Below are 18,979 nucleotides of genomic sequence, written 5' to 3' on the forward strand. Positions count from 1 at the left end.
CTATATTAAAGATTTACAAAGTAAAGATTAATAGTAATAATTAAGGGTTATATCAAGTGAAGAAATTTATTAGCATTCAAACTGGAGCAAGACGAAATTATGTAGTACCAGCTATTATAGAGAAAGCTGGACTACTAGAAGCACTCTATACTGACCTTTGTGCAGACTCTGGTCTGGGAGCAGTACTTGATAGTTTCTGCCCTCACTCTCTTAAAAAGGGTTTGTTAAGTCGTTTTTTGAGTCGTCGTGTTCCATCTGAGTTAAAGAGAAAAGTACATACATTTGATTTGGCTACTCTTCGTTACTTAGCTCGACAAAAGCTAGCTGGAAATAACCAAGTCAAGCAACATCAAGCACTGACTATATTTAACCAAGAGTTTGGTCAGGCTATGATTGATAGGGGTTTCGGGCAGGCTACACACATTTATTCTATGTTTGGTGAAGGCTCTAATTTCATTGAATCTTCCAAACAACAGGGACTTAAAGTAATCACTGAATTGTATATTTCTTTTCTTACTCATAAAATTGTTCAGAATGAAAGGCAAAAATATCCATTTTTAGAGTCTATTACTCCATCAAAAATTATTGACCAAGATTATGATTATGCTAATAATGTTTGTAAATTTACAGATATATTTATTGTTCCTTCATACTTTGTACTAGAAGGATTAAAGGAATTTAATGTGCCACTTGAAAAATGTCATATAGTACCTTACACTGTCAAAAATAATTGGTTTGATATCCATAATTATCCAACCCAAGGACGTATATTATTTGTAGGTACTGCCGAACTTCGTAAAGGGATTCATATTTTAGGAATGGCTTCTCAAAAACTCAGTCACCGTAATTATGAATTTAGAATTGCAGGTGGGGTTTCTGATGTAATTCGTAATTCTGAAATAACTCAAAAGTTACACTTTTTAGGTCGAGTACCCAGAACTGAAATTCAGCAAGAGTATGCATTGGGAGATATTTTTGTTCTTCCTAGTTTAGCGGAAGGTTCGGCATCGGTTGTGTACGAAGCTTTAGCAGCAGGATTACCAGTAATTACTACTGAAGCAGCTGGCTCAGTTATTAGAGATGGGATTGAAGGATTTATAGTTTTAGAAAGTGATGCAGACTCATTAGCCGACAGAATTGAGGAACTTGTTGAAAATCGAGAACTGCGTGATCGCATGGCGGTAGCTGCTAGAGAACGTGCGAAAAATTACACTTGGGACACATATGCCGAACGGTTATTATCAGTATTTCAAGCTGTTTAATGGGATTAGTAATTAGTAGATGAATTATAAAAACTGATCCATTTTTTTCTTAAAAAATCTCCAAAATGTCTAATATCAAGAATCTCATAACTTCCTCATTGAAAGGTTAAAACTAATGTACCCATATAAAGCTTTAATACCTTTATACCAAACTATTTTAAATCTTACTAAAGGAAGAGGGGAATATACCCTTGCAAAGCTTGATGTATTCCTTTTCAGATCTAATAGAAAAATCAAGATTAGTTATAACTCTGATTTTTATATCTCTTTACCTCCAGATGCCCACTTCTTCAGGTATCTAACAAAGTCACACGAGCAACATATTAGTAATGCTATTAGTAAGCTCGTTAAAAATGGTGATACCGTAGTAGATATAGGTGCTAATATTGGTTATTTTTCTGCATATGCAGCATCTGCTGTAGGGAAGAAAGGAAAAATTTTTTGTTTGGAGCCAGAAGCTAAAAATTTTGAATATCTCAAGGCGAATTGTGATGTTATTAAAAATCATGGCTTCAACTGTTTGGCATATAATGTGGCAGCTAGCTCAGTTAATGGAGAGGCGGTTTTAAGTATTCATCAATACAGTACATATCATGCTATTGAAGATGAGTTTCATCATCTAGATAAGGTTGAAAATAAACAAATAGTTTCTACAGTTACCCTTGATCAATGGACACAAGAGCAAGGTATCCAACGCATATCTTTACTTAAAATTGATACAGAAGGTCATGAACAAAAAGTTTTAGAAGGAGCCATAGAATTATTTAGTGTTGGAGCAGTTGATTTTGTTATTTTAGAATGTCGTTCTAATGAAATTGGTGACTTTATAGATAAATTTTCTCAAAAGTTTAGCTTGCATCAACTGACTTGGGATGGCCATAAATGGCATCAATCAAAGGCAGGATCACTTAAGTTCAAAACAGAATGCCTACTGTCTAAATTACTAGTTACACCAAACGCATTATGCTACTAGATACTACTGAAGAGAACCGTTCATTATACTCAGCAGCACAGAACTCCCCTGGTTTTGATAATGATCGTATAACTTTGCTGCACAATTGGCTGCAAGATATTATTTCTATTTCGTGCTCCCTTGATATAGGTTGTAGTAGTGGTGGCTTTAGTGCGCTTCTTCCTCCAGAAGTTGAAAAATGGGGTCTTGATTTCGAACGCCACCCAAATTTGCCACAAGAATTTAACTTTATTGACTGCGATATTTCTCAATATTGGTCAGTCCCTCAGAAGCATTTTGATGTTGTCTTAGCAGGTGAAGTAATTGAACATATCCTAGATACAGATTTCTTTATACAGCAATGTTTTGATGCCTTGCAACCGAAAGGTTATTTACTGTTAACTACACCCAATTTATCTTCATTTGCAAATTTACGTTCCTGGGTGAAAACAGAGCAGTATATGTGGGTTGATTCAGGCGCTAATCAGTTTGGACATGTTCGTTATCTAGCTCCTAAACCAATGAATAAAGCTCTCAAAAATGCTGGCTTTGACAACATAATGATGCGAACAGTTTCTGGCTTGGAGGGTCTTCAGTTCTTTCCTGCTTTACGCCATTTCATACAACAAGTTTTCCCACTAAGAGGTAATCGTCTCTGTGTGATGGCTCATAAACCCTAATAAAAATCCTGTTTTAGTCTTGTTAAGTATACTGAAGCTCCAACCTATGCCAGTCAAACTTTGGAATGCTCTAACTTTTTCAAGTCAAATATAAATCCTATAGCTTGCTATGCTGTTTACAGAACTCAGATAAAAGATAAGTAATGAAAAAAGATCCATTTTTTATCAAAAAATATCCTAAATGGTATCCTCCAAGACTAGTTTTTACACTTCAGGCAAGACTTCTTGAAAAAGAGGCTAAACTCAATTTTCAAAAATACACACTCCCAAAAAAAATTATTCCGAATCTTCCACAAGCTCCTGATGTTGATTACTCAAACACATCTGTAACCCCTATTCAAATGCAGCATCTCTTAGCTGCTTTATCTGCAACTGAGCATTTAAAAGATACTGTTGTTGTTGAGGTAGGTTCCTATCGTGGAGTAACTACTCAAGTTATAGCAAAAGCGACATCCCGCAGGGTAATTGCAGTAGATCCTTATATTGGTTATGGTGGCTGGGAAGAAGACTACAGATTTTTTTCAAAAAATACTGATGGTTTATCAAACGTTACACACGAACGTAAAACTTCTGGTGAAGCAGCTAGAACCTGGAATTATAATCCTGTAAGTCTTGTTTTTATTGATGCGTTGCATGACTATGTAAATACTGCATTTGATATTGAGACTTGGTCATCTCTATTGATTAAAGGTGGAATATTAGCCATGCATGATACAGATCAAGAATGCTTTGCTGGAACAAGAAAAGCAGTTTTTGAGTTTAAGAATTTAGGAAATCAGTTTGCTCATCCAAATAATCTCACAATATTTTCAGTCAGAGGTTCAAAACATTGATGACAGTCTCTGGTTTGCAATCCAGAAGACTAAAATTAGCTGTTCTAGACGCAAATTTCTATTGGACAGAGCAAATGTTTTCTGCCTGTCATGAATTTGCAGATGTGCTCTTATTGCGACCAGTTGATTTCCGTACCTTTAAAAAACGATATGGTCGCTACTTTATCGATATTCAACCTCAACTAATTTCTGAAGGTATATGGGAACAGCAACTTTGCTGTCCTCCAGGCTGGTTGTTTCATTACTGGCCTCTAACCCGTCGCTTCTTTACTTACTTAATTCGGCAGTTTCAGGGTAACAATTCTCTAATTTTTGTATTCAACTATCCTTACTATTACAGCTTACTAAATGAACTAAAAGGATACTCAATTTATTACAGCATGGACAATTACCACGACTATTGGCCTGGTCGTGAGTTGCAAACTATAGCAGTTGAAAAATTGGCGATCGCTCAAGCAGATATGACGTTATGCGTTGCTCACTACAGAGCTAGCTTGTTAAGACAGCAATGTTCATCTCAAGCGGATCACATTGTTCATATTCCTCATGGTTGCTCTCCAAATTTCATCGTTGAACAACCAGTTTCTCGTCCTAATCCCCTACCTAAACAACTACAAGATTATTCCCGTCCAATTGCTGGATATATCGGTACTTTAATCTATCGTTTTGATTTCAATTATCTCGCCCAGATAGCTGAACAAATACCGGATATAACGATTATTTTAGGTGGTCTTATTCCTCAACCAAGTGATGGTTCTAACGAATGGTGGAAGGGTGTAAACAAAGTTCGATGCTTGCCCAATGTTCACTTTCTCGGTTCCGTCCCTCACCATTTAGTGGGTGAATATTTACAATCATTTGATGTACTTTTAATGCCATATTCCCAATGTGATTTTAACTTAAATGCTTGTCCTATGAAACTCTGGGACTACATGGGTACTTCACTGCCGATTGTGGCTAACGATGTCGTCCCTGAAGTAAATCAATGGAGTGACCTGATACTCATTTCAAAAAATCCAGAGCATTTTGCCACAAATGTTAGATTTGCTTTAGCAAACCCAGATTGGCGATCGCATCAGCGTTTAGAAATTGCCAAAGCCCATACTTGGCAACTACAGGCACAAAAACTTTACCACCTACTGGAGGAAAAAGGATGGTTAGCTCCTCAAAGTGCCTAAAAGTTGTACACATCTGTCAGCAAGATGACCCCGCCACAGGTGGTGCAGTTCGGGTTGCTGTTGAATATGTTAAGCGCCTACCAAGTTATGAAGTAGAAGCCCATTGCCTCTTTCTCTATGGACAGCCTGGATACTTTGGGAACGAATTGGGCGATCGCGCTCATTATTTGGGTATTACCAATTCACGAGAATTTTTTAAATTTGGCCGTTTAGTTAGCTTTATTCATAAATTCCAGCCTGACGTAATTCATCATCATGACGGTCTACTCTGGTGTCATTTGTTGACCTTTTCTCATCCCAGCATAATTAAAATTGCTCATGCCCATCTGGGAGCAACAAATAAAACCTTACTACTGACACGAGGTAGTTTTGCTGAGAGGGTGCAACGTCAGTCTACAGATATCTTGATTTGCATTACCGAAGATACTCGCAACAGCCAGATTCAACAGGGTGGCTATCTACCTAATCAAACCCATGTTCTTTATAACGGTGTTGACACCCATCTCTTCTATCCTTCTACACATACTGAAAGAACAATTGCCCGAAAGCAGTTTGGATTACCCAATGATGTTTTTGTTGTTGGTTTTGTTGGCCGTCTTCATTGTGAAATGAAAGGAACTGATGATTTTCTTAAGGTCATCAGCCTTTTACCGTCAAATTTTTGGGCATTGGTAGTTGGTAGTGGTTCAGATGGAGAACAATTAAAACACTTGGCTGCAACTTTGAGAATTTCGGAACGTGTAGTTTTTACTGGAATACTTGAGAAGACTGTTAAAGCCTATCACGCATTAGATGTTTTCTGTTTGACTTCCCATTACGAACCATTTGGTCTAGTAATTGCTGAAGCGATGGCTTGCCAAGTCCCTGTAGTCGGGTTTGCTTGTATGGGTGGAGTGAATGAGTTACTTAGTCCTGATACTGGGTATATCATTCCAAATAGAGACCTGCAAGTCATGGCTCAGGCAATCATTGAGACAATTAAGCATCCAGAGACCTGGCATCTCCGTCATCAAAATGCTCAATCTCTTCTCAGACAAAACCATGATTGGGAAAAAAATACCTCAACATTAGCTCAATTGTATAAAAAAACTTGTTCAAATTTATAAAGGTTTCATGACTATCTTGTATACAATACCAGCGCACAAGCTTGACTTTTATGAACACTTATAAATTCACTTTCGTGAAGAGGTTTTTCCAGATCGGGGTTTTCATAAATCAACTAAGTACAGCATTTTCTAAATCCGTTACCAATTGAGTGAGCTAATGGCAAGGGACAGAGGCACTCTATAACACTACGAATTTGTGAAATCTTGTACTAAGATTGCTATACACTCTCAAGTTTATTTTTTATGGTTGAAATATATCGAGATTTACTAATTATTATTTGCATATGCTTATTAGGTTGGGGAGTAATTCGTGTTGAGCGAGTTTATCAATATCCATTCTTCATGGGCAGTATGTTTATTTCGTTTCTTCTGCCGCAAGTATTTGCATTAATTAACAATCCGGGTCTAGTGAGTCAAGACGCACTAGAAAGGGTTTTATTGATGTCATGCCTCTGTGCTGCCGCCTGTTGGATAGGCTATACAATGAAACCCAATACAAAATTATTGAAAAAATTCAACATAATTATCGACGAACGTAAGTTATTTAGAGCAGGAATAGCCCTTATGCTTCAGGGCTACTTGTTTAATTTTTTACTGTCTATTACAACTATCCAAAGAAGTGATAGTGGCACATGGACAGGACCAGCTACTATATATATCTTTCTAGCTCAAGTTATCAACATAGCTTTCGGGATTTTTCTTTTACAAACATTAAAGCGTCCCAAAGTTCTTAATATCATTTTAACAATTATTGCTGGTTGGCCTGTAGTGCAACCAATTTTTATGGGACGGCGGCAATCCACAATGACATTCATAGTTATTGTAGGTCTTTCATTCTGGCTGGTTTTGCGCTATGTACCCCCAAGATTGGCAGTTATCACAGCTGTAGTGCTTCTAGCTTTTCTCATTCCTGTAGTTGGTACGTTACGGAGTCATTTTTGGGATTTAGTTTTTAGCGTGAATTGGAAAGAAATATCATTTGCTTCTCAAAGAGCATTTGAAACACAGCAAACAGGTGACATATTGGAATTGAGGAATGCTGCATTATTAGCTGATGCGACCGAAAAGACAGGTTTATATGGATATGGAAGTGGTTGGTGGGATAGCATCGTATTTCAATATGTCCCTGGGCAAATTCTAGGTTATGACTTTAAACAGTCTTTACAATTCCATTTAATAACAAGGGAGAAATTAGAAAATTTATATGGTTATACAATTCCCAATGGCACTACGACTACTGGCGTTGGAGATTCATTTACAGAATTTGGCTACTTAGGCTGCTTTTCTTTTGCTCTGATTGCATACTTGTTTAAAAATCTTTGGATATCTGCTGTTTATCAAAAAAGTGTTTTTAGTAGCTTACTTTATATAGGTCTAGTTAGTCCAGCAATGCTGGGATTAACGCACGGCATAGGAAGATTTCTGCAAGAAGCAATATTTCAATTTATTTTTGTAAGTTTAACAGTTTATTATTCTAGAACCCAGTATAAATATTTGCCACAAACTCACAAGTAGGAAATAATACTTTATAAATTATGGATATTACCATTGGAATTTTATTTTCTAACTATGGACCTTATCACATTGCTAGAGTCAAGGGATTAGTCGATTGCACCCATAAACTTCAAAACCAGATAGTGGCTATAGAATTAGCACGTTCTGAAAACGAATATCCTTGGCAAATAAAAGTTGATAATTTACATTTTTCATTAATTTCAGTGATTCAAGAGCAAGCTTTTGAAAAAACTAATAATTTTCAATTAGTACAAAAGCTCAATTCTATCCTTAAAGAAGTAAATCCTAGTGTTATTGCAATTGCTGGTTATTTTAGACCTGCAATGCTTTTCGCACTAGCTTGGTGTTTATGGCATCGTAAGCCTGCTATTCTCCTATCAGAAACTACTGAAAATGATGCCCCTCGTTCTTGGTGGCGAGAGGCATTAAAAAGTATTATTGTTACAAAATATAAATCTGCTCTGGTAGGAGGACAACCACATAAAAGATATTTAGTTAAATTAGGTATGCCTATAGAAGCAACATTTGTAGGATATGATGTAGTAGGAAATGATGCCTTTCATCCGAATATAATTAAATCTCTTCCTAGACCAGTCAATAATCCTTACTTTTTAGCAGTTAATCGCTTCATTCCCAAAAAAAATCTTTCATTTTTGATCTCATCTTATGCAATTTATCATCAGATAATGGGTGAGAGTGCCTGGGATTTGGTTATATGTGGTGAAGGACAGATGCGGCTAAATATTGAACAACAAATTCTCGAAGTTGGCTTAAAAAAGCATATTCATCTTCCTGGCTTTCTTCAACAAGATGAAATGCTGCTTTACTTTGCCCATGCAGGTTGCTTCATCCATGCCAGTATTCAAGAACAATGGGGTTTGGTAGTCAATGAAGCAATGGCAGCAGCTTTACCAGTATTAGTTTCCAATAGATGTGGCTGTTATGAAGATTTAATTATTGAAGGAGTCAATGGTTTTGGCTTTGATCCTGAGAATCCTCAACAGCTAACTGAGTTAATGCTGAAAATGAGTTCAGCAGATATTGACTTACAGAAAATAGGCGAAGCTGCTTTAGAGCATATTCAAAAATTCTCTCCTGACTATTTTGCTCAAGGACTAATGCAAGCAGTTGAATATGCTTTAGCAGTTCATGAAAATGGCAAAAAATAACAATGAAAATTTTAATGGTTATCCCTGCATTAGGAAATGTCTATGGTGGTTCTACAAAAGTTGTTCTTGATTTAGCAGAATCAGTTGGTAAATTAGGTGTTAGCGTTGATATAGTAGCTACTAATGCTAATGGTTCTACAATTCTAGATGTACCTTTAAATAAATGGATTACGGAAAACAATTATAGAGTACAGTATTTTCCTTATTTGAATTTTTTAGATTACAAGTTTACTTGGTTAATGACGAAATGGTTATTTCAAAATGTATCTGACTATGACATAGTACACACTAATGCCATTTTTTCTTATCCAATTCTAGCTGCTCATCTGGCTTGTCAATTTCGCATAGTTCCATATATTGCAACTCCCCACGGAATGATGGAACCTTGGGCATTAGCTTATAAAGGTTGGAAGAAAAAAATTTACTTCACTTTGTTTGAAAACCGATCATTACAAAAAGCTAATGCTATTCAAATGATAGCTTCTACTGAAGCTAGACACATAAACACACTTAATTTAAAAACGCCTTTAGTTTTTGTTCCTAATGGTATCAATAGGACAAATTTTGAATCTCTACCTAGCGCGGAGCTTTTTTATGAACAGTTTCCCAATACTCGCAATAAAATACTAATTATATTTCTAGGTCGCATTGATCCAAAAAAAGGATTAGATTTATTAGCCACTGCTTTTGCTAAAGCACACGAAAAATTTCCTGAAACTCACCTAATTGTTGCTGGCCCAGATAATACAGGATTTTTACCCACTGCTGAAAGTTATTTTAGCAAAGCAGGCTGTAAGAATGCTGTCACCTTTACTGGAATGCTCACAGGTGTTATTAAATATGCAGCTTTAGCAGCCGCAAACATCTATGTTGCTCCTTCCTATTCTGAAGGATTTAGTATGTCTGTATTGGAGGGTATGGCTGCGGGTTTACCCTGTTTGATCACGACTGGCTGTAATTTTCCAGAAGCTGCGGAGGCGAAAGCAGCTAGTGTAGTTGACATTAATGCTGATCAAATAGGTAATGCCTTAATTGGACTTTTGCAAGATCCCATACAAGCGAAAAATATGGGCGATTGCGCTCGTCAATTGATATGTGAAAATTACACATGGGATCAGATTGCATCAAAACTGATCTCGGTTTATACAGACATTATTGAAAGTCAGACTGTTGCTGCTATCAGCCAACATGAATAATAAATAATAAGTGATTAAACATATGGATTCAAAGATTAGTAACCAATATGAATACCAATACCAATCTGGCAATCAATCACACAATCATATTTATCTCATAAAGCCTCTTATGGAGATGATATCAGAATATACTGACCGTCTTGAAACTCAACAAAAGCTTCGTATTTTAGATATTGGCTGTGGTAATGGCAGTTTGAGTAACTTAATTGCACAGCATGGCTATGAAGTTGTTGGTATTGAAGAATTAGAGTCTGGTGTTAAATTTGCTAGCCAAACTTTTCCAGACTGCCACTTTATTCAAGGCACTATATACAATCTACCCTAAGCAGAAATAGGAGAAAAGTTTGATATTGTTATTGCTGCTGAGGTAATTGAACATTTATTTGATCCTAAAGAATTAGTTGTAAATGCCAAACAATGCCTGAAGCAAAATGGTCATTTAATTATTACTACCCCTTATCACGGCTATTTCAAAAATATCATGCTTGCTGTTTCAGGAAAAATGGATAAGCACTTCAATACTCTCTGGGATAGCGGTCACATAAAGTTTTTTTCTGTAGCAACTATGACTACTTTACTCTAAACAGAGAATTATACAAGCATCAAGTTTAATTTTGCAGGAAGATTTCCCTATCTTTGGAAGTCTATGCTTTGTTCTAGTACTTTAGTAAAAAATTGATTTGATTTTGATAGATTTACTTTTTATATGCTAAAGCAGATTACTCCTCTTATTATCACCTATAATGAAGCCCCAAATATTAAACGCACACTCCAGCAACTCACTTGGGCAGGGAAAATTATAGTTATTGATAGCTATAGTACTGATAAAACTCTAGAAATTCTTAACTCCTATCGACAAGTTCATTTATTGCAGCGGGAATTTGATACCCATACTAGGCAGTGGAATTATGGTTTAGAGCAAGTTCAGTCGCCGTGGGTGCTATCTCTAGATGCAGACTATATAGTCACTGATGAGTTAATTTCTGAAATTGCTGCTCTGCCAGTTGATGGCAATATTGATGGCTATTTCGCCAGATTCAAGTATTGTGTGTTTGGTCAACCAATGCGTAGTAGTATACTTCCACCCCGTCAAGTGCTTTTTCGTAAAAGTAAAGTTAGGTATATAGATGATGGACATACACAACTTTTGCAACAGTTAGGTAACTCGGCAACACTTTCTACCTATATTCACCACGACGATCGCAAACCCCTAAATCGTTGGTTATGGGCACAGGATCGTTATACGGTATTGGAAGTAAAAAAATTAATAGAGACTCCTACTAGTGAACTTAGTTTAGGCGATCGCATCCGCAGACAAAAAATTTTTGCACCTTTTATAATTTTATTTTATTGCCTAATTATCAAAGGCGGTATTCTAGATGGTTGGCATGGTTGGTACTACGCTTTTCAGCGCGTTCTGGCAGAAATACTTTTGAGCATTCGACTCATAGAAGCTGAGAAATTTAAAATCTAATTATTACGTTATATAATTACTTTCACGTTACCTCCTTCCGAGTACAACCAGAACAAAAGTTGAGAAATATCATCTTACAAAGCGATAAATTAAAAAGCCCTTTATTTATAAAAAATAAACTTCAAATATTCGTTCAAACTTATACATATTGATTTTCCTCTAAACTTGAATTATTAAAGTTGTATACTTAATACCAGGATTTGCTACTTTCATCAGCAACTAAGTATTTTTTATACTTTGATAACATTGAGGGCTAAACGACAGAAGAAATCAGTATATTTGGTAAAATCTTCTGATGGTCGTAAATGTAAAAAAAATGGTTTTTTAGCTCTAGTAGCATTGATTCTGGTAATGTTACTGTTCATTCCAGTACGGTTAGCGATCGCCCATCACCAAGCACCCCAACCCCAAGCTATCCTGGTGCTTGGTGGTGGCGAAGACAGAGAAGAATTCGCTGCCCAGTTTGCTAAATTTCATCCAACCCTAAAAATTTGGGTTTCTTCTGGCAGCCCTCCCAACAAATCACGGGCAATTTTTCAAGACGCAGGGATTGCGGATAGCCGGGTTTACCTTGATTATCGTGCTACAGATACTGTGACTAACTTTACTACCTTAGTAAAAGTTTTCCAGCAACAGCAGATACAACACCTATTTCTAATTACTTCAGATTATCACATGCCCAGAGCCAAGGCGATCGCTACCCTTGTCCTTGGTAGTCAAGGCATTGCCTTCACTCCTTTCGCCGTACCATCGAACCGAACTCAAGAATCCCTGCTGCATATTATTCGTGATATTGTTCGCTCCCTCCTTTGGATTGTCACAGGTCATACAGGAGCCAGCCTTTAACCTAATCTTGTTTACCCACCCCATGCGTCTAGATCAATACACAGTCGGCAATTACACTCCAGGCGCACCATACTGGAAGCAACTTCTTTGGTATTTCGTTGGGTCACCCTTAGTCGAAAGTTATTGGCTACCATTTTCAGCTTTTAAGCTTTCGGTACTCCACAGTTTTGGAGCTAAAATCGGTCAAGGTGTCCGCATTAAACCTGGAGTGCGGATCAAGTATCCGTGGCGGTTAAACATTGGTGATTTTGTTTGGATTGGAGAAGATGCATGGATAGATAACCTTGCTCCTGTCACCATTGAAAGCCATGTTTGTCTATCTCAAGGAGTTTATCTCTGCACAGGAAATCATGACTGGAATCATCCTGATTTTAAATTGATTGATGCTCCAATCCATATTCAAGAGAGTAGTTGGATTGCTGCCAAGTCTGTAATTGGCCCAGGAGTCACTGTTGGTCGGGGAGCAATACTGACTTTAGGTGGCGTTACCGGCAGATCACTAGAGCCGATGACTATTTATGCAGGTAATCCGGCTCAAGCCATCAAGCAGAGAAAGCTTTGATATTCAATTTTTGCGATCGCATCCCATAATTCAGTTTGCTGCAAATGAGTAGTAGGAAAAGTGATTGGTAGTGGTTATTCAAGCTGACTTTTCCCGTTAAGTCTCTCAAGATCACTGCCAACCCTCTCTAGAAGACTCTACACTAACACTCTTGTCGTGCAATTTTAAACAACCTCGCCATATGGATACCAATGAGAGTATTACGTTGATGTTCCAAGTAACCGCCATATCGAGCGATGCCTGCGGCGGGCTGCGCCAACGCTTCCACTAGTCAGTAGACCGAAAAGTTCTGCGTTAGCGTACCCCTATGGAGAAACAAGCTACGCGGAGCGTCTCGTATAGAAGGTATCGCTCTGTGATGGATACCTATACATCTGATTGTTGTCTGAACAACTGTATTTTTTGATACGCTTTTTTAAAAAATATTTGATAAATATTTAGTAATCTAATTTAACTTTGTTTGATGCGATCGCTCGGCAGCATAACTAGCAACTTAGTTTAGCACTTATAGTATATTTTTATACTTAATACGTAGTTAAAACATTAAGCTATTAATTTAAGAACAACAGTATTAGGTTCTCAAATACTAGTGATGTGTAAATAGATTGACTTTGACTCTCAGCTATTTGCCATGAAATTTAATCAAGAGGTGGTTACAATTTACTGTGTACAACTTTGACAACTGTCCACAATACTGTTGCATGTCTCAAGCTCATGGTAATATTATTTTACTGTTAGGAGACATTATTTTATACATCAAATTTTTACCATTCTGAAACAGCTATTTAGGTGTGCTACCTCCAAAAAACAAAAAATTATTCAACCCACCCAGGAAATCAGCAAAAGCGCTAATGTGCAAAGCACAGAGCTTTTGTAAGTCTGCTTATATAAGGTACTAAATAGCTAACAAAGCCCTTTTTTAGGAATCATGATAGCCAGCTATAAAGGTATCAAACCCTCTGATAATGATAAAAAATTAGACAAGAGTAAATAAAAAAATTTGACCTGACGTCAATTGTTTTTTGTATATGTAAAAATATCAAAAAGCCCAATTTATCTTGTCAAGAATACATTATTTTTGTGTGTTTTATTTAGATATTGATTCTCTTTGTGCTTAGTTAGCTATATAAAAGTCCTATTTAATTGGTGAAAACTTAGCCTACGCTCGACAAATGAGGCAAACTCTTAAATTTAACAAATGATTTAGGACTGCTAGATTAATCCTGATTTAGTAACGACTCGATTATTAACAACGTAAAAGAGTAATAGGAAAAACATGAATATCATTGTTCGTTTGTTTGGAGTGATCGTTCTCCAAATATCTGCATTGGCTGCGATGTCTAGCATGGCAATGTCTGATGACAAGCTTCTACGTGTCTATACCCAGGAGGCTCCTGCTGCTTCTCAACGGAAAACAATGCAGAGGATTTGCTCTTTAGATCCGATTGAGGATTTATTACCTCCACCACAAACCAAGGCAAGTAATTCTTTGCTTTCTTACCTTGCTGAACAGGGTTTTACACAGAATCAAGAGGGTTCTTGGGTCTGTTATGCGAACGATCCTAAAAAAGAAGGGCGTTACTTTACTCTGTTTAAAGTTAAACAAGTTGATGGCAGGCTCATAGCAAGTTCTTTCCTAGATGAGGGCAGTCTGATTCAGGGGCAGGAAAATCGTAGCTTGGACTTCTTTATGATGCTGATTGAGCGTCATATGAATACTAGTCAAGAGAACCGTCAAGGTATACGTAGGTATTTAGAAGCCTTCGTTTCCTTAGTAAAGCAAGGGAAGATCAAACCCACGCGTCGTGGGTTTCTTTTCGACCAACCAAACCGGGCATTGGTCTTATATCACACACTCTCATCAGGAAGTCTCAAAGGTACCGGAATCACAATCAACATTTATTTACCTAAGAGTTGAACTGGTAACTGGCGAGTGGGGGATGGAGAGAAATAAGCAATGCCTCATGCCCAAATAAAAAAGCTGTCGTTTAGTAAAGGTGCATCTTGCCCAAATCAATTGTTCAAAGAATTGTGATGCTGTTCGCAGAGCGTCTGTCTGCGACACGCTGCGCGAACGTAGAGAAGGCGGTTCGCTTTGCGACTATCGCATTCTCATCTGTTGCAGTAGTACTCACTACGTGTCAGTCTGCTTCTGCACAGCTCAATATTGGACGCTATGGTATCCAACAAGGACTGGAGTATGAGTATCTCCAGTACCAAATCAATAACCAAAATCTCAGCCAGATGCGAGTAATTCCTGCATGTAATGTGGGATTTGGTCTGACCTGCAATAAAACTGGATCGGTAATCCAACGATTACTGGAGTTAAATAACGGGACGAGCTATCAAAACCTCCTGATCAGAGCGGCAGGTGGGGAGAAAAACTTTCAGAATTTCGCTAGTTTTTACGGTAACAATCCGAATCTCTCTGCTGTGCCTTTTGCCTCATTTTGGAGAAACCAATCCCCCGCAATCATGGATGGATCTCAATACCTTCTTGGACAACCTTTTGGTCGCAATCCAGTAGAAGGACTTGGACTTGTAACCAAGCAGTTCTACTGGTCACCATACTCAGGAGTCAATAACTCGGTCAGCCTCCGTAATGGATTACTAGACTTGAAATTGTCATACGGACGACTACTGTTTGAGGAGGCCTCAAAAATTTCCAACATTAAGGAGCAGATTCAGTCTCTTGGTCTGTCGTCAGAGATGACTAATTTTTATTTAGATAAAATCTCTACAGGCTTGGATGCCTTGAGTTCTGGAGATCGGAACCAACTCCAACAAAGGATTTTTGAAGTACTATCCTTTCCATACTCCGAAGATGGTGGGGAACTCGGACGCCCTAATAACGCGATCCCACAGGAATTGAATCAGCTCTTGGGAGAATATGTCCCAGGAAATATTTTACTAAGTGACAATCCAATAGCGTTGGAGGGAGAAGCTATGGGACTCGATACTTTCCCTGACGCTATGGGAGATGTTTTGGTACAAGACAGTTCTAATTCCTTTCCACTCTGGCCGATAATCGGAATTGGGGGTCTTGGTTTAATTCTGCTTCTACTACTAAACGGGGATAGTTCTTCAGCTCAAACATCTGTTTCTTCAGGAAATACACCTACACCTTTGTCTCTCACCAGCAAAGGTGAATGCGATCTGACTCCCAGTGGTAATGGTTCTGATCACACACAGATCATTGAGATTCCATGTCATGTTACTCTTAAAACTCCTACGGAAGTGAAGAAGGTAGTGGAGCCATCAATGATCAAAGCGCTTGTATTGCTAATTGTTCTACTATGCATAGTCCGTTACAAACACCAATCTTTAAAAATCCGTAATTCGTAATTATGTTACATAAAGGTATTTAGACCCAACCTCAAACAAAGCTACAGCTTTAAATGATAAGAGAGACTTTAACCATCTTATCGGCAATCAGACAGAAATATCTAATAATATAGCCTATGGTTTTAGAGATATTGAGAACCAAATCAGAGATACAAATAATGAGATGTGATAAATCAAAGCTTATTTAATCCGTAATCAAAATACGGTTGATAAGGATAACTAAAAATAGAGTGGCCAGGAACATCCCAACAACCATAACTGCCACAGGAGCAGTTGCTCTAGCAGCAGTCTCTAGGGATTCAGCTTAGTTTTTTGGTTTTAATCTGTCTGTAGATAGCTGCAATGTTGTGGGCATCATCAATGCCACGATGGTGTGTGCCTTTTAATTCTATCCCCAACTCATTGAGAGCCTGTGCCATGCCGAATTTTTTAGAAACGCCAAGATATTCTGAAAATTTCTCTTTGATATTTATGTGTTCTGAAATAAAAGGATAAGAGAAATTATGAAAGGTGCAATCTTGAATAAATTGCTTTTTGTCGTAATTGCCCCAAGAACAAAAAATATGATTGGCAAATGAATAAATCCATTCTTGGAAGCGAGAAATTGCCTCTATAAATTTTGGTGCTTCGTCAACATCTTGCTGCCGAATACTAGTCAATTCGGTGCAAAAACTTGTCAGCTGCGGATGTCTTACAGGTTGAATGAATTGCTGAAACTCTGAATCAATTTCCCAGGTTGTTCGATTAAGCATCACCGCACCAATTTCGATGATTTCCATTTCGTGACGGGGAATAGTCCCACTGTCACAGCACGTAGCCTCCAGATCAACTATCAGATAATAGTGGGATGTTTTAGTTTTCATATTAGGTAATAAAGATTGATAAATAATTTTTGTAATTATTTATACGTATTTTTTTATAGCTTACACAATTAGTTGTGTAGGTTTATTGTATTAACTATACTACATAGGCGCAATGTTTACAGCCTTTTTCATCTATAGGACTTACGCAAAAAACCTCTTAAACTCTTATTCCTCCGTATCCTCTGCGTTCTCTGTGGTTCGATTTTTCGTTACCTGTGCGTAAGTCCTGATCTATTTGAACCACAATTGATATTGGGATAGGTGGAAAATGAATAAACTTCGGCAGGTGATTCTCACATAACTTCGGGAATTCATCGCTACAAATTGGGCGAAGCAAGTTAGAAGTTGGATCAATGTGCATGATAAGACTGTGGATTTATTGCCAAAATTGGTTTCTGACCAAGAGTTGTTATGCACTCACTAAGATAATTGGCAACCCTAAAACTGCTTTCGTGCTCGTCGCTTCAGTCGCCCAATCGTGATCCAGCGTACCCGCCTGCGAAGGGGCGATCGCCTGTTTTTTAGTCAGTTTTATTTCAATACAGTTCAGTTAAGCATTTATTCCTGCTCTTTGCGACGGCAGTCGCTCATGGGGAGCCACTTGCTTCACTTGGGGTCTCTCCAAGTGAAGCAAGTGGCGTGGAAACTCCCTGTAAGAGCGCTGCTTCACCGTGAATGCGTCTACGTTAAAAAAATTGACTTTGACAAAGAGTTTTAGCCTTAACCCAAGCGGATTAAATTTTATTTAGGTATAAAGGGTGAATGTTGGTATTTGTTTATTCAGTACCCAATTACCAACTTCATAAACTTTGTAAGCAACGGGATCATGCAAGGTATGTGTGCGAATATTTCGCCAGTAGCGGTCAAAACGATATTTGTTGGCAGCAGAACGTGCGCCTGTGACCTCAAAAATCTTGCTGGTGACATCTAGTGCTACTCTGGTACTCAAAACTTTAGCTGTTGCGACACTAACCGCTACTTCTCCACGTTCCGTTGCAGTCAGATGTTCTCCTTTCTCCCAAGCTGTTTGCAACACCGATGCTACATGGTCAGCGTGGCTAATTGTGGCAGCTAAGTCAACCCAGAGATTGCCGTATTGTTCAATAATGTAAGCGTCTTGAGCAGCTGTTTCTGCGGATGAAAGTATCCAGGGTCGAGTTTGTGTCAGAGTGTATTGCTTGGCTTCTGCAAAGGCTCCGAGAGCAATTCCTAAATATAAATTGACAAAAACTAATTGACCAAGGGGAGTAATAAGTGTAGCAAACGGGCTAGGATGCTCATTAGAGTCAGGATTTCCTAAAATCTCGTCTCTAGATATTAAAACGTTGCTAAAGGCGACGCTGCCACTATCGGTTTGACGCTGCCCGATATAATTCCAATCATCGTTGATTTGTACACCCTGGCGATCGCTAGGGATAATTGCAAACACTAAGTTACCCAAGTCTTGACGTATTCCTGCAATTACCACTACATCTGAGGCTTTTGTACCTGTGGCAAAGTTCTTTAGACCATTGAGACGAAAGTTTTCTCCATCTGGTGTCACGATTAAATCGGGATCTCGCGGATTTGCAGCATCTCCCGAAAACCAATTGTGACGCACACTTTCTGATGAGTAGTGAGCGTACTGTTCTACTGTACCAAACAATAGAGGAACTGCTGTATTGAAATAGTGATAACCCAATAGTTGTCCTAGAGAACCATCTGTTTTGGCAATTTCTCGCACCACTTTTAAGGCATTAGGCCAAGTTTCCCCAAACCCACCATATTCTTTCGGCAATACCAGCTTTAACAGTCCACTCTCACGCAATTGTTTAAGTTCGTCAGTGGGGGTTCCCCCCTTGGCATCTCGCAATACTGCTGTCTGAGCAAATTTTTCTGCTAGGGCAGTAGCCACAGCGAGGAAGTCTGTTGATTCTTTATTAAGAACTGTTACCATTAAGATCACCCCTTTGTTAGAGATAGTAGTAGTTTAAGTGATTGAGTTGAAAAATTGAGAAC

The 18,979-nt window shown here is 38.0% G+C and carries 17 protein-coding genes and 1 pseudogene; 16 read left to right on the forward strand and 2 right to left on the reverse strand.

Annotated features, from left to right (window positions below; genetic code table 11):
- Nucleotides 1-56: 56 nt before the first annotated feature.
- The 15 genes and pseudogenes from V7K48_RS25355 to V7K48_RS25425 all read left to right on the forward strand — a co-directional run bounded on the left by V7K48_RS25355 (nt 57) and on the right by V7K48_RS25425 (nt 16,118).
- Nucleotides 57-1,262 carry a glycosyltransferase family 4 protein gene (locus tag V7K48_RS25355; protein WP_335076509.1) on the forward strand — a complete coding sequence of 402 codons (1,206 nt, stop codon included), beginning with the start codon at nt 57-59 and terminating at the stop codon, nt 1,260-1,262.
- 115 nt (nt 1,263-1,377) lie between these two features.
- Entirely contained in the window at nt 1,378-2,235 is an 858-nt protein-coding gene (locus V7K48_RS25360; RefSeq protein ID WP_335076511.1) for an FkbM family methyltransferase, read from the forward strand.
- Entirely contained in the window at nt 2,226-2,894 is a 669-nt protein-coding gene (locus V7K48_RS25365) for a class I SAM-dependent methyltransferase (protein ID WP_335076513.1), read from the forward strand. The genes V7K48_RS25360 and V7K48_RS25365 overlap by 10 nt, the downstream gene beginning before the upstream one ends.
- Before the next feature lie 143 nt (nt 2,895-3,037).
- Nucleotides 3,038-3,727, forward strand: coding sequence for a class I SAM-dependent methyltransferase (locus tag V7K48_RS25370; RefSeq protein WP_335076515.1), 690 nt, complete (start codon nt 3,038-3,040; stop codon nt 3,725-3,727).
- The gene (locus tag V7K48_RS25375; RefSeq protein ID WP_335076517.1) at nt 3,727-4,905 is read left to right on the forward strand and encodes a glycosyltransferase; all 1,179 of its coding nucleotides are present in this window, start codon (nt 3,727-3,729) and stop codon (nt 4,903-4,905) included. Before V7K48_RS25370 ends, V7K48_RS25375 begins: the two co-directional genes overlap by 1 nt.
- Nucleotides 4,881-6,011, forward strand: coding sequence for a glycosyltransferase family 4 protein (locus tag V7K48_RS25380; protein WP_335076519.1), 1,131 nt, complete (start codon nt 4,881-4,883; stop codon nt 6,009-6,011). The genes V7K48_RS25375 and V7K48_RS25380 overlap by 25 nt, the downstream gene beginning before the upstream one ends.
- A gap of 243 nt (nt 6,012-6,254) precedes the next feature.
- Nucleotides 6,255-7,526 carry a hypothetical protein gene (locus V7K48_RS25385; protein ID WP_335076521.1) on the forward strand — a complete coding sequence of 424 codons (1,272 nt, stop codon included), beginning with the start codon at nt 6,255-6,257 and terminating at the stop codon, nt 7,524-7,526.
- 122 nt (nt 7,527-7,648) lie between these two features.
- Nucleotides 7,649-8,695 carry a glycosyltransferase family 4 protein gene (locus V7K48_RS25390; RefSeq protein WP_335076523.1) on the forward strand — a complete coding sequence of 349 codons (1,047 nt, stop codon included), beginning with the start codon at nt 7,649-7,651 and terminating at the stop codon, nt 8,693-8,695.
- A gap of 2 nt (nt 8,696-8,697) precedes the next feature.
- Nucleotides 8,698-9,891 (forward strand): glycosyltransferase, encoded by a 1,194-nt coding sequence (locus V7K48_RS25395; RefSeq protein WP_335076525.1) that lies wholly within the window; start codon nt 8,698-8,700, stop codon nt 9,889-9,891.
- Between the two features lie 115 nt (nt 9,892-10,006).
- Nucleotides 10,007-10,474: pseudogene (locus V7K48_RS25400) on the forward strand (class I SAM-dependent methyltransferase).
- A 123-nt stretch (nt 10,475-10,597) separates the two neighbouring features.
- Nucleotides 10,598-11,365, forward strand: coding sequence for a glycosyltransferase family 2 protein (locus tag V7K48_RS25405; protein WP_335076527.1), 768 nt, complete (start codon nt 10,598-10,600; stop codon nt 11,363-11,365).
- Between the two features lie 351 nt (nt 11,366-11,716).
- Entirely contained in the window at nt 11,717-12,211 is a 495-nt protein-coding gene (locus V7K48_RS25410) for a YdcF family protein (RefSeq protein WP_335076766.1), read from the forward strand.
- A gap of 22 nt (nt 12,212-12,233) precedes the next feature.
- Complete coding sequence (locus V7K48_RS25415; RefSeq protein ID WP_335076529.1) at nt 12,234-12,773, forward strand: WcaF family extracellular polysaccharide biosynthesis acetyltransferase; 540 nt, start codon at nt 12,234-12,236, stop codon at nt 12,771-12,773.
- A 1,276-nt stretch (nt 12,774-14,049) separates the two neighbouring features.
- Nucleotides 14,050-14,691: a hypothetical protein gene (locus V7K48_RS25420; protein WP_335076531.1), complete on the forward strand. Its 642-nt coding sequence runs from the start codon at nt 14,050-14,052 to the stop codon at nt 14,689-14,691.
- Nucleotides 14,692-14,777: 86 nt separating this feature from the next.
- Nucleotides 14,778-16,118, forward strand: a complete 1,341-nt coding sequence (locus tag V7K48_RS25425) for a hypothetical protein (RefSeq protein WP_335076533.1) — start codon at nt 14,778-14,780, stop codon at nt 16,116-16,118.
- 299 nt (nt 16,119-16,417) lie between these two features.
- Here the strand turns inward: V7K48_RS25425 and V7K48_RS25430 are convergent, their stop codons facing one another.
- Nucleotides 16,418-16,981 carry a 3'-5' exonuclease gene (locus tag V7K48_RS25430; protein ID WP_335076535.1) on the reverse strand — a complete coding sequence of 188 codons (564 nt, stop codon included), beginning with the start codon at nt 16,979-16,981 and terminating at the stop codon, nt 16,418-16,420.
- A gap of 478 nt (nt 16,982-17,459) precedes the next feature.
- On the opposite strand from V7K48_RS25430, the gene V7K48_RS25435 reads away from it, so the two are divergent.
- Entirely contained in the window at nt 17,460-17,699 is a 240-nt protein-coding gene (locus tag V7K48_RS25435) for a hypothetical protein (protein ID WP_335076537.1), read from the forward strand.
- A gap of 27 nt (nt 17,700-17,726) precedes the next feature.
- Here the strand turns inward: V7K48_RS25435 and V7K48_RS25440 are convergent, their stop codons facing one another.
- Complete coding sequence (locus V7K48_RS25440; protein ID WP_335076539.1) at nt 17,727-18,917, reverse strand: acyl-CoA dehydrogenase family protein; 1,191 nt, start codon at nt 18,915-18,917, stop codon at nt 17,727-17,729.
- Nucleotides 18,918-18,979: the final 62 nt, after the last annotated feature.

Source organism: Nostoc sp., assembly GCF_036919615.1.
GTDB lineage: Bacteria > Cyanobacteriota > Cyanobacteriia > Cyanobacteriales > Nostocaceae > Nostoc.

Excerpts from the sequence above, each read along its gene's own strand:
- V7K48_RS25360 (WP_335076511.1), top strand. The coding sequence starts at position 1,378 with ATGTACCCATATAAAGCTTTAATACCTTTATACCAAACTATTTTAAAT.
- V7K48_RS25365 (WP_335076513.1), top strand. The coding sequence starts at position 2,226 with ATGCTACTAGATACTACTGAAGAGAACCGTTCATTATACTCAGCAGCA.
- V7K48_RS25370 (WP_335076515.1), top strand. The coding sequence starts at position 3,038 with ATGAAAAAAGATCCATTTTTTATCAAAAAATATCCTAAATGGTATCCT.
- V7K48_RS25375 (WP_335076517.1), top strand. The coding sequence starts at position 3,727 with ATGACAGTCTCTGGTTTGCAATCCAGAAGACTAAAATTAGCTGTTCTA.
- V7K48_RS25380 (WP_335076519.1), top strand. The coding sequence starts at position 4,881 with ATGGTTAGCTCCTCAAAGTGCCTAAAAGTTGTACACATCTGTCAGCAA.
- V7K48_RS25385 (WP_335076521.1), top strand. The coding sequence starts at position 6,255 with ATGGTTGAAATATATCGAGATTTACTAATTATTATTTGCATATGCTTA.
- V7K48_RS25395 (WP_335076525.1), top strand. The coding sequence starts at position 8,698 with ATGAAAATTTTAATGGTTATCCCTGCATTAGGAAATGTCTATGGTGGT.
- V7K48_RS25405 (WP_335076527.1), top strand. The coding sequence starts at position 10,598 with ATGCTAAAGCAGATTACTCCTCTTATTATCACCTATAATGAAGCCCCA.
- V7K48_RS25410 (WP_335076766.1), top strand. The coding sequence starts at position 11,717 with ATGTTACTGTTCATTCCAGTACGGTTAGCGATCGCCCATCACCAAGCA.
- V7K48_RS25415 (WP_335076529.1), top strand. The coding sequence starts at position 12,234 with ATGCGTCTAGATCAATACACAGTCGGCAATTACACTCCAGGCGCACCA.
- V7K48_RS25420 (WP_335076531.1), top strand. The coding sequence starts at position 14,050 with ATGAATATCATTGTTCGTTTGTTTGGAGTGATCGTTCTCCAAATATCT.
- V7K48_RS25430 (WP_335076535.1), bottom strand. The coding sequence starts at position 16,981 with ATGAAAACTAAAACATCCCACTATTATCTGATAGTTGATCTGGAGGCT.
- V7K48_RS25440 (WP_335076539.1), bottom strand. The coding sequence starts at position 18,917 with ATGGTAACAGTTCTTAATAAAGAATCAACAGACTTCCTCGCTGTGGCT.